The organism is Promicromonospora sp. NPDC060204 (assembly GCF_042728455.1).
GTDB lineage: Bacteria > Actinomycetota > Actinomycetes > Actinomycetales > Cellulomonadaceae > Promicromonospora.
Genome location: NZ_JBHWZO010000243.1, coordinates 1 through 9,481 on the forward strand (window position 1 = coordinate 1; position 9,481 = coordinate 9,481).

At 73.3% G+C, this 9,481-nt stretch carries 5 protein-coding genes; 4 read left to right on the plus strand and 1 reads right to left on the minus strand.

What is annotated here, in order from left to right; translation table 11 throughout:
• Positions 1-39 precede the first annotated feature (39 nt).
• A complete protein-coding gene (locus ACFWEJ_RS23445) occupies positions 40-1,089 on the minus strand; it encodes a TIGR03560 family F420-dependent LLM class oxidoreductase (protein ID WP_377231591.1) in 1,050 nt (349 codons plus the stop codon).
• A gap of 99 nt (positions 1,090-1,188) precedes the next feature.
• Between ACFWEJ_RS23445 and ACFWEJ_RS23450 the strand changes: the two genes are divergently transcribed.
• The 4 genes from ACFWEJ_RS23450 (at position 1,189) to ACFWEJ_RS23465 (ending at position 9,405) form a co-directional block, all read left to right on the plus strand.
• Positions 1,189-2,913 (plus strand): bifunctional ADP-dependent NAD(P)H-hydrate dehydratase/NAD(P)H-hydrate epimerase, encoded by a 1,725-nt coding sequence (locus tag ACFWEJ_RS23450; RefSeq protein WP_377231592.1) that lies wholly within the window; start codon positions 1,189-1,191, stop codon positions 2,911-2,913.
• A gap of 53 nt (positions 2,914-2,966) precedes the next feature.
• Positions 2,967-3,431 (plus strand): hemerythrin domain-containing protein, encoded by a 465-nt coding sequence (locus tag ACFWEJ_RS23455; protein WP_377231593.1) that lies wholly within the window; start codon positions 2,967-2,969, stop codon positions 3,429-3,431.
• A 286-nt stretch (positions 3,432-3,717) separates the two neighbouring features.
• The gene (locus tag ACFWEJ_RS23460; protein WP_377231594.1) at positions 3,718-6,126 is read left to right on the plus strand and encodes a LuxR C-terminal-related transcriptional regulator; all 2,409 of its coding nucleotides are present in this window, start codon (positions 3,718-3,720) and stop codon (positions 6,124-6,126) included.
• 372 nt (positions 6,127-6,498) lie between these two features.
• On the plus strand, positions 6,499-9,405 hold the full coding sequence (locus tag ACFWEJ_RS23465) for a choice-of-anchor G family protein (protein ID WP_377231595.1): 2,907 nt from the start codon (positions 6,499-6,501) through the stop codon (positions 9,403-9,405).
• Positions 9,406-9,481 lie beyond the last annotated feature (76 nt).

Here is a 9,481-nt window from a genome sequence, read left to right on the forward strand (position 1 = left end):
CCTGTGGGTCTGACAGCTCGGGGTGCTGGAGCTCGGGTGCTACTGGAGCTCGGGGATGACCTGCTTCTCGAAGAGCTCGAGGCCGCTGGTGTCGTACGCCGCCTCCTGGAAGTACGTGATCGCGTACTCCAGGCCGCGCGAGCGCATGCCCTGCAGCCGCTCGACGATCTGCTCCGGCGTGCCGACCAGGAGGCCGTTGCGCCAGTTCTCGATCTCGCGGTCGGCCTTGCCGGGCACCGACTTGCGCAGGTGCGCCTCGATCCAGGCCAGCCGCTCGCCGACCTCGGCGTCGTTCTCGCCGATCACCACGTTGTAGTTCGTGGACCGCGTGATCTCGCCGAAGTCCCGGCCCACGTCCTTGCAGTGCGCCTCGAGCACGGCCGACTTGTGCGTGAAGCCCTCGGGCGAGCCGTCGAAGTTCGTGTACTGGGCGTGCTGCGCGGCGATGCGCAGCGTCTTCTTCTCGCCGCCGCCCGCGATCCACAGGGGGATCGACGGGACCTCGGCGCCGCCGTCGCCCACCGGGAGCTGCTGCAGGGGCTGCGGGTAGCAGAGGGCGCCGTCGACCTGGTAGCGCTTGCCCTCGAACGTGCCCGAGGACCCGGTGCGCCACATGCTCGCCATGATCTGCACGCCCTCGTCGAGCGCGCGCAGGCGCTCGCCCGCGGTCGGGAAGCCGTAGCCGTAGGCGCGCCACTCGTGCTCGTACCAGCCGGCGCCGATGCCCATCTCGATGCGGCCGCCCGAGATCGTGTCGATCGTCGAGGCCACCTTGGCCAGGTACGTCGGCTCGCGGTACGCCATGCAGGTGCACATCTGACCCAGCCGGATGCGCTGGGTCGCCGCCGCGAACGCGGCCATCAGGGACCACGCCTCGTGCGTGGCCTCGGTCGAGTGCACCGGTGTCGTGTGGAAGTGGTCGTACACCCAGGCCGACTCCCAGGCGAACTCGCCGCCGGGGACGGCCTCGCCCGCGGCCTGGTTCTCGGCGCGGTGGACGAGGGAGAGCATCGTGGCCCACTGGTCGGCGGGCGCGACGTCGACCAGGTCGAAGCGCCAGCCCTGCGGGATGAAGAGTCCGAATCGCATGGCCCGACCCTATGCCGACGAAGTTCGCCCAGGGGAGGGGTGGTCGAAATTGTCGGGTTTCGGTACCTCGGGCCCCGGCGGACGCGGCACTATAGGGCTGTGAAAGACGCATGGAGCTCCGACGAGGTACGCAAGGCCGAGGAGCCGCTCATCGCGGCGGGCGAGCCACTCATGGCCCGGGCGGCGTACGCGCTCGCGCAGAGCGTGCTCCGGGAGGTCGCGGCCCGGACGACGCCCCGCCCGGGCGGCGCCCGGCTGCACGGCAGCCTCGGCTCCGACGGGCTCCCGGGAGCGGCCAGCGTCCGGCCCGGACGCCCGTCCGGCAGCCGCGGCGACGTCCGCGGCGCGAGCGCCCTGCTCCTGGTCGGTCCGGGCAACAACGGCGGGGACACCCTGTTCGCCGGCGCGCACCTGGTCCGGCGCGGGCTGACGGTGACCGCCGTCCTCGCGTCCGCGCGCGCCCACGAGGAGGGCCTCGCGGCGTTCGAGGCGGCGGGCGGCGAGGTCGTGCGCCTCGCCGACGCCAGGGTCCCGTCCGTCGTCCGCTCCGCCCTCGCGGCCGACGTCGTGCTCGACGGCCTGGTCGGCGTCGGCGCGCGCGGCGCCCTGCGGCCGCCCGCCGGCGGCCTGGTGCGGGCCCTCGCGGAGGCCCGCGAGGCCGCGGGAAAGCGGTGGCCGTACACGGTCGCGGTCGACATCCCGAGCGGCATCGGCGTGGACGACGGCGTGGTGCCCGGCCCCGTGCTCCGCGCGGACCGCACGGTCACGTTCGGCGCGCTCAAGCCCGGCCTACTGCTGCCGCCGGCGGCACAGCTCGCCGGCGCGGTCGAGCTGGTCGACGTCGGCTTCCCCACCGCCTCCGGCACCGACCACTGGGCCAGCGCGGCGCAGCGCGTCACCCTGGGTCGCCACGCGATGGCCGGCACCGACACGGGCTCCGGCCGGGTGCAGCGCCTGGAGGCCGCGGACGTCGCCGCCCTCTGGCCCGCTCCCACGGCCCACGACCACAAGTACACGCGCGGCGTGGTCGGCGTGATCGCCGGGACGAGCACCTACCCGGGCGCGGCCGTCCTGGCGACGTCCGGCGCGGTACGCGCGGGGGCCGGCATGGTGCGCTACCTGGGCCCCGAGGCCGTGGGCACCCGCGTGCTGCTGGCCCGGCCCGAGGTGGTCGTCGCGGGCGGGCGCGTCCAGGCCTGGGTCCTCGGCCCCGGCCTCCCGGCGTTCGACCCGGAGGACGGCCCGGACGACGACGGCCAGGCACGCCGCGTCTTCGGGGCGCTCGCGGCCGTGACCGGCGTGCTGTCCGAGGACGTGACCGGCGGCAAGATGCCCGCCGTGATCGACGCGGGCGCGCTCACGATGCTGGAGCACCGGCTGCCCGCCTGGGCGGTGCTGACGCCGCACGCCGGCGAGCTGGCGGAGCTGCTGCAGGGGCTGGGGCACGACGTCGACCGGGCCGCGGTCGAGGCGCGCCCGCTGCACTGGGCCCGCACGGCGCACCAGGCGACCGGCGCGACCGTGCTGCTCAAGGGCGCGATCACGGTGGTGGCCGGGCCCGGGGGCGCGTACGCGCAGGCGGACGCCCCGGCGTGGACGGCGACGGCAGGGGCGGGCGACGTCCTCGCGGGCATCCTGGGCACGTTGCTGGCCGGGCGCTCGGCCGACGTCGTCGCGGACGAGACGCTCGCGGCGCGCCTCGCGGCGGCCGCCGTCCTGGTGCACGGCCGGGCGGCGGCCCGTGCCTCGGCGGGTGGGCCGGTCGCCGCGCTGGAGATCGCCCGGGCGGTGCCCGCGGTGATCGCGGAGCTGCTGGGAGGCTGACCGCAGGCCCGGGCCGGGCCGGTTCCGGCCCGCCCGGGCTAGGCTGTCCGGCGATGAGTCAACGCGTCGTGGCCTGGGGGCAGGAGCTCCGCGAGATCCACCGGCGGCTGCGCGACGCCCTGGGCCTCGCGCGGTCCGCCGTCGAGGACGGTGGTTCCGGGCCGACGGCGGCCCGCGACCTGCAGCTCTACTGCGTCGGCTTCTGCGCCGCGCTGACCGGGCACCACCGCGCGGAGGACGCCACGCTGTTCGACGTCGTGCTGGCGGCCGAGCCGGACCTCGCGCCCGTCGTCGCCGACCTCAAGCGGGACCACTCCATGCTGGACCACCTCCTGGGCGAGCTGCAGCGCGCGGCGCTGTCGGGGGCGGACCGGGACGAGCTGCTGCGGCACCTCGACGGCATCGAGGCCGTCATGGAGACGCACTTCCGGTTCGAGGAGAAGAAGATCGTCGCCGTGCTCGACGGCGCGGACCGCCCGGCGAGCGACCGGCAGGCATTGCTCGGTCCGCTGGCCTGACGCCACCACTTCGCCAGAATTGGGCATTCCGGATTTATTTCCGGACGCGCCGGCCTTTATCTCGCCTGTCCGAGATGTGCCAGGTAGAACCGTAATTTCCCGTATCACAGGCACACCCTGCACGATTTATCTCTTGTCATAGACTCCCTGACGCGCTCCGATCAATATTCATGTAAGTCACGAAATTGGGGTGTGCGTGCCATCTAGTTACGGGCCTTCCATGGCCATGTCCACGGCGTCGTCGGGGGCACGAGGAAGCCAGGCGGGTAGCAGGGGGAGGGACCACGTGGTCCACGGGCGGGACAGAGAGCTGCGGGTCATCGGGCATTTCGCGACGGACCTGGACCCGACGGTCCTCGTCGTGCGCGGGCTGAGCGGCATCGGCAAGACGGCGACGGTGATCCGCGCGCTCAAGCTGGTCGGCGCGGGGGCGTCGGCGGTGCGGGTGGTCCGGCCGTGCTCGCCCCGGCCGTCGGCGCACGACCTGGAGAACAGCCGGCGCATCGACCTGTCGGCCTGGTCCGTGCCGGACCATCCGGAGCACGGCTCCGACTTCGACGCGTCGGGCTTCCTGCGCGCGGTGTCGGCCTGGGCGGCCGACGGCGGCGGGGACGGCGGCACCGGCCCGCGCGTCCTCTTCGTCGACGACGTGGGCGTGCTCACCGCCGAGCGCGCGCGCTGGCTACAGCACCTGGCCGACGAGGCGTACGGGCAGGACTGGCGGGTCATCGCCGCCGTCCGGAGCATCGCCGCCGAACCGCTGTCGGACGACGTCGAGGTGCTCGAGCTGGGGCCGCTCGACCGGGGGTCCCTGCGGCGTGTGCTCGACATGGAGCTGAGCGTCCCGGTGGCCGCCGACGTCGTCGAGCAGCTGCGCTGGTGGAGCGCCGGCAACCCCCGGCTCGCGCTGGAGCTCGCCGGGTCTCTGAGCGCCGCCGAGCTGCGCGGGGACGCCTCCTGGACCGGACCCGAGACCGCGGGCTCCGCCGCCCGGCGCGTCTACCGCGCCATGCTGGCGGGCCTGGACCCGGCGACCATGACCGCGCTCGCCACCGCGCCGCTGGGCAACCCGCCGCTGGGCGGCGCCGCCCTGGCCCGCCGGGACGGCCGGTCGGCCGTACGGCACCCGCTGCTGGCCCTGCTGTGCCGCGAGGCGCGCGGGACGGACGGCCACGTCGACGGCCGCGAGGCCCCGGCCGCGGAGCGCGACGCGACCGGCGCGCAGGTGACCGGCGTGCACGCGACCGGCGCCCACGTGACCGGCGCGCACGCGGCCGAGCGCATCCTCGACGGCCTGCACCTCGACGAGCTGCCGGCCCGCGCCTGGGCGGTCGTGGCGGCCACGCCCGAGCCCCGCTTGGCGGCGCGCGCCGTCGGCGTGTCCCTGCTGACGGGGCGCACGTGGCTGGACCACCGCGAGGGCGCCCTGGTGCCCGACGGCGTGGCGCCGGAGTGGACCGACCACCTCTGGTGGCGCGACCCGGCCGGCGTCCCGGCGGGGACGCGCGCCGCCGGCGCCCGCGTGGCGGCGGCCCTGCTCCGCCTGGAGGGCACGGGCGAGCTGCCCGACCCCGGGACCCTCCGCGCCGACCTCCGGCTGCTCGGGCCGACGCCGGGCCAGGACTGGGTGGGCGTCGAGATCCAGGTGCACGCCCTGCTGATGCTGGGCGACGTCGTGGGCGCCCGCAGCCTGCTGGCTGACCACTCCGGCACGGCGGGGGAGAGCACGGTCGCGGAGATCGTCGCGCGCGACCTCGCGGCGGCCCGGGTCGCCGCCTTCGACGGCCGTGCCGTCGACGTCCGGACGCACCTCGCGCACGCCGCGGAGCTGCGGCCGTCGGTGGACGAGTGGCTGCCCGCGCGCGGGCTGCGCGCCGCGGCGGACGCCGTCGTCGACGGCACCGCGCCGGCGAGCACCATGCCCGCGCAGGCGGGCTCCTGGTCCGCGCGGGCGCTGGGCGAGTACGCCGCCGACCTCGGCGCCGCCCACCTCGTCGTGGGGCAGGCCGAGGGCGCCGTGGCCCTGCTGACCATCGCGCTGGAGCACTGCGCCTGGCCCTACCGGGGCCGCGTGCAGGTGCGCTGCGACCTCGTCGAGGCCGTCATGGCCTCCACGCCGCCCGGCCGGGTCGGCCCGCGCGTCGAGCGGCTGCTCCAGCCCGTGGTGACGCCCGAGGAGCGGTCGGCGGTCGACGTCGCGGCGGCCTGGTCCAGGCTGCGGGCGCTGCTGGCCGACGACGGCACGCCGTCGGCCGCCTTCGAGGCCGCGCTGCACGCCGCACCGGTACCGATGTCGCCGTGGCAGCGGGTCCGCATGCTGGTGGCCTACGGCCGGTACGCCGTGACGCGCGGCGCCCGCACCACGGGCACGGCGCTGCTCGACGAGGCCCGGACGCTGGTCCGGCTGGCCGGGATGACCGGGTGGCTGCGCGGTATCGACGCGTTCCTCGCCGAGACCGACGCCGGCGGCGGGGCCGGCCCCGAGTGGGAGGTCCTCGGCCGGCACGAGCGGGAGATGGTGCGGCTCGCCGTGCACGGCGCGACCAACTCGCAGATCGCCCAGGCGACGTTCGTGTCCGAGCGGACCGTCGTGAACCGGCTGCGCCAGGCGTACACGACGCTCGGCATCCGGGACCGCAGGGATCTGGTCCGTCTCGCCGAGACGCGACCGCCCGCCTGGCTCGTCGGCGGGTAACGGTCGAGCGCAGATTTTTCACCCGCTCCTGCGCCTACTTTTCACCCGGCATTCCGGACCTCTTTCTCGTATCCCCGACATTGTGTGCGTGGCTGCCTCGGGCGCGCCTCGAAACGTATCGAACGCACTTCCCGTTGCGCTGGATTGCGTCAGCGCACGATTACGGCCCTGCCTGGCAGGCGGCTGAGAACCACTGTTCCCTGATGGCCGGGAGCCGGTGCGCCACATGCCACCGCCCCGAGATCCGGACGTGATCACATACCGATCCGGACGCTTTTCTTAAGCGCGAACGTGGAGGAGTGAATTCCGTTGAACCCAACGCAAGTACCGTCACGCCGTCGAAGGGGTGGCCTCGTACTGCGCCGATCTCTGGTGACGGTCGCGGCGTCGGCCCTCGTGGTGACCACCACGGGTCTGCCGGCTGTCGCGGCTGTGGACAACTACCCGGACGAGCCGTCGGAGGCCGCTGCGAGCGTCCTCGACTCGACGCTCTTCCAGAAGGCGCTGCTCGCAGCCGCCTACTCGGAGGCCGGCTCGGTCTCCAACGCCGGCCCGAACGAGGGCAACCTGAACGTCGAGCTGCTCGGCTCGGAGCTCATCACCATCGGTGACGTCGAGGTCCCCCTCGACGAGATCCTGGACTTCGGTCAGCTCGGTGCGCTGGCCAGCAAGAGCGAGGCGTCGTCCCCGCTCGACGCGTACGCGGTCTCCGGCCTGGCCGGCGCAGACGGCGGCGTCACCCTGGACGGCGAGACCGAGGACTTCGGCAAGGCGACGGTGGACGTGCTGTCCGTCGCGCGCCTGCTGGGCGTCGACGGCCTCACGGACCAGATCGTCGACCAGCTCCTGCTGGAGGCGGGCGCCGGTGCGGCCGAGGTCAAGGCCGAGGACGGCGTGATCCTGGACCAGGACGGCGTGGGTGGCCTCGGCCAGTACCGCGTGGCCGACCTGGACCTGACGCTGCACTCGCCGGTCATCGAGGACGCTGCCTCGTCGATCTACGACATCGGCGGCACCATCGACACGACCGTCGAGGACCTCGTCAACGAGAACCTGGACGAGAGCGCGCTCACCGGCCTGTTCGACGCGATCCCGGGCGTCCCGACGCCGTCGATCACCGTCGACAGCAACATGCAGGAGAACCTGTTCCAGTCCGTCGTGGGTGAGCCGATCACCTCGGCGAACCAGCTCATCACGATCGACCTGTCGACCGGCCAGCTCGAGGTCCACCTCGACAAGCTCGTGGACGGCCCGAACGAGGGTGGCATCAACGCGCTCGACCCGAACACCGAGCTCATCGACGACACGACCTACCCGCTCATCGCGGAGACCGTGCACGAGCTGATGGAGGAAGTCACCAACATCCTCATCGGCGCGATCGAGGACTCGCTGAACTCGGTGACGATCAACATCGCCTTCACCGACTCGAGCCCGCTGGGCAACCTCGACGTCTCGTGGTCGCTGCCGCTGGCGGACGCCGTGAACGGCAACTTCCCCGAGGCCGTGAACAACAGCACGGGCACGATGGCTCCGGTCGCCGAGCTCCTGGTCAGCACCATCAACACGCTCGGCCCGGCCCTCGCGCCGATCCTGGCCCCGGTGTACGACCTGCTGATCAGCGACGAGGGTGACAACATCTTCAACCTGCTGATCAACGACCTCAAGACGGACTCGATCACGACGCCGATCCGCGAGCTGCTCTCGCCGGTCTTCGACGTGCTGTCGCAGGTCCTCTCGATCACGATCAACCGCCAGGTCAGCTCCGAGGGCGTCACGCAGACGTCCACCAAGGCCGCTGCCGCTGAGACCTCCTTCGAGCTGTCGGCGCTGAGCATCGCGCTGCTGCCGGCCGACGAGGTCGCTCGCATCAACCTGGGCAACGCCGCCGTCCGCATCGGTGGCGACGGTGGCACGGGCGAGATCGACCCGACCCTGACCGTGGTCCCCGGTTCTGTCGCTCCGGGTCAGTCGACCGTCGCGACGGGTGAGGGCTACACGCCTGACTCGACCGCCACGGTTCAGCTGACCGACCCCGAGGGCAACCCCGTGGGTGACGCCATCGAGGTCGAGACCGACTCCGAGGGCACCTTCACCACCCCGGTGCCGGTCCCCGCGGACGCCGAGCTCGGCGACTACACGGTCGTCGGCACCGACGACACGACCGGCCAGGCCGCCGAGGCCCCGCTCGCCGTGATCTCGGGCGCCGACGTCTGCGCCATGGACCCGACGCTGACCGTCGTGCCGAACGCCGCCTACCCGGGCGACACCGTCTCGGTCATCGGCCAGGGCTTCCCGGCCGGCGTCCCGGTCTCCGTGCAGCTGCGCGACGCCGAGGGCAACCCGGTGGGCGACGCCGTCACGGTCACCCCGGACGACGCCTGCGGCTTCATCACGGACCTGACCGTCCCCGAGGACGCCGAGCCCGGCGACCACGTGGTCGAGGCAGAGCCGGAGGACGGCAGCGAGGGTGCCGAGGCACCGCTCGAGATCCTGAACCCGGACAACCAGGGTGAGGAGTGCACCGACCCGGCCATCACGGCCGACCCGACCGTCGTCAAGGCGGGCGACGAGGTGCAGGTCACGGGCACCGGCTTCCCGGCCGGCGTGAACGTGGTCGTGCAGCTCTTCGACACCGAGGGCAACAAGGTCGGTGACCCGGTCACCGTGCTGGTGGACGAGGACTGCGGTTTCGAGACCCCGATCACCGTTCCCGAGGGCACCGAGCCGGGCGTCATCATCGTGGACGCGCAGCCGGAGGACGGCAGCGAGGGCGCGCAGACGCCGATCGTGGTCACCGAGAACACCGGTGGCGGCGACGGGCGCGACCTGACGGCGCGCTTCGAGCACCCGACGGTCCAGCAGGGTGACGAGCAGACCTTCTACGCGTCGGGCTTCGAGCCCGGCGAGCAGGTCGTCGGCATCATCAACTCGACGTCGTTCGCCCTCCAGGCCCAGGCGGCCGACGCGGACGGCAACGTCCAGTGGACCTTCACGGTCGACGAGAAGCTCGACGTCGGTGAGCACCAGGGCATCGCCGTCAGCACGGTCGAGGGCGACTCGGCCATGGCCACCTTCGAGGTCGTCTCCACCGCCGTCGGCGGCGGCGACGACAACGGTGACGGCGGCCTCGCCGCCACCGGTGCGAACGTGGGCATCCTGATCGGCGCCACCGTGCTGCTGCTCGGTGCGGGTGCGGTCATGATCAAGCGTCGCCGCGAGATCAGCCAGGCCTTCGCCACCGCGATGGGCCGCATGTCCGACGACTCGAAGGCCGTCTGACGGCTGAGTCGCCGACGTAGCAGGACGGACGCAGCAGTCAGGCGTCCGCAGCGGTAAGGCCGGCCCGGTGCGACAT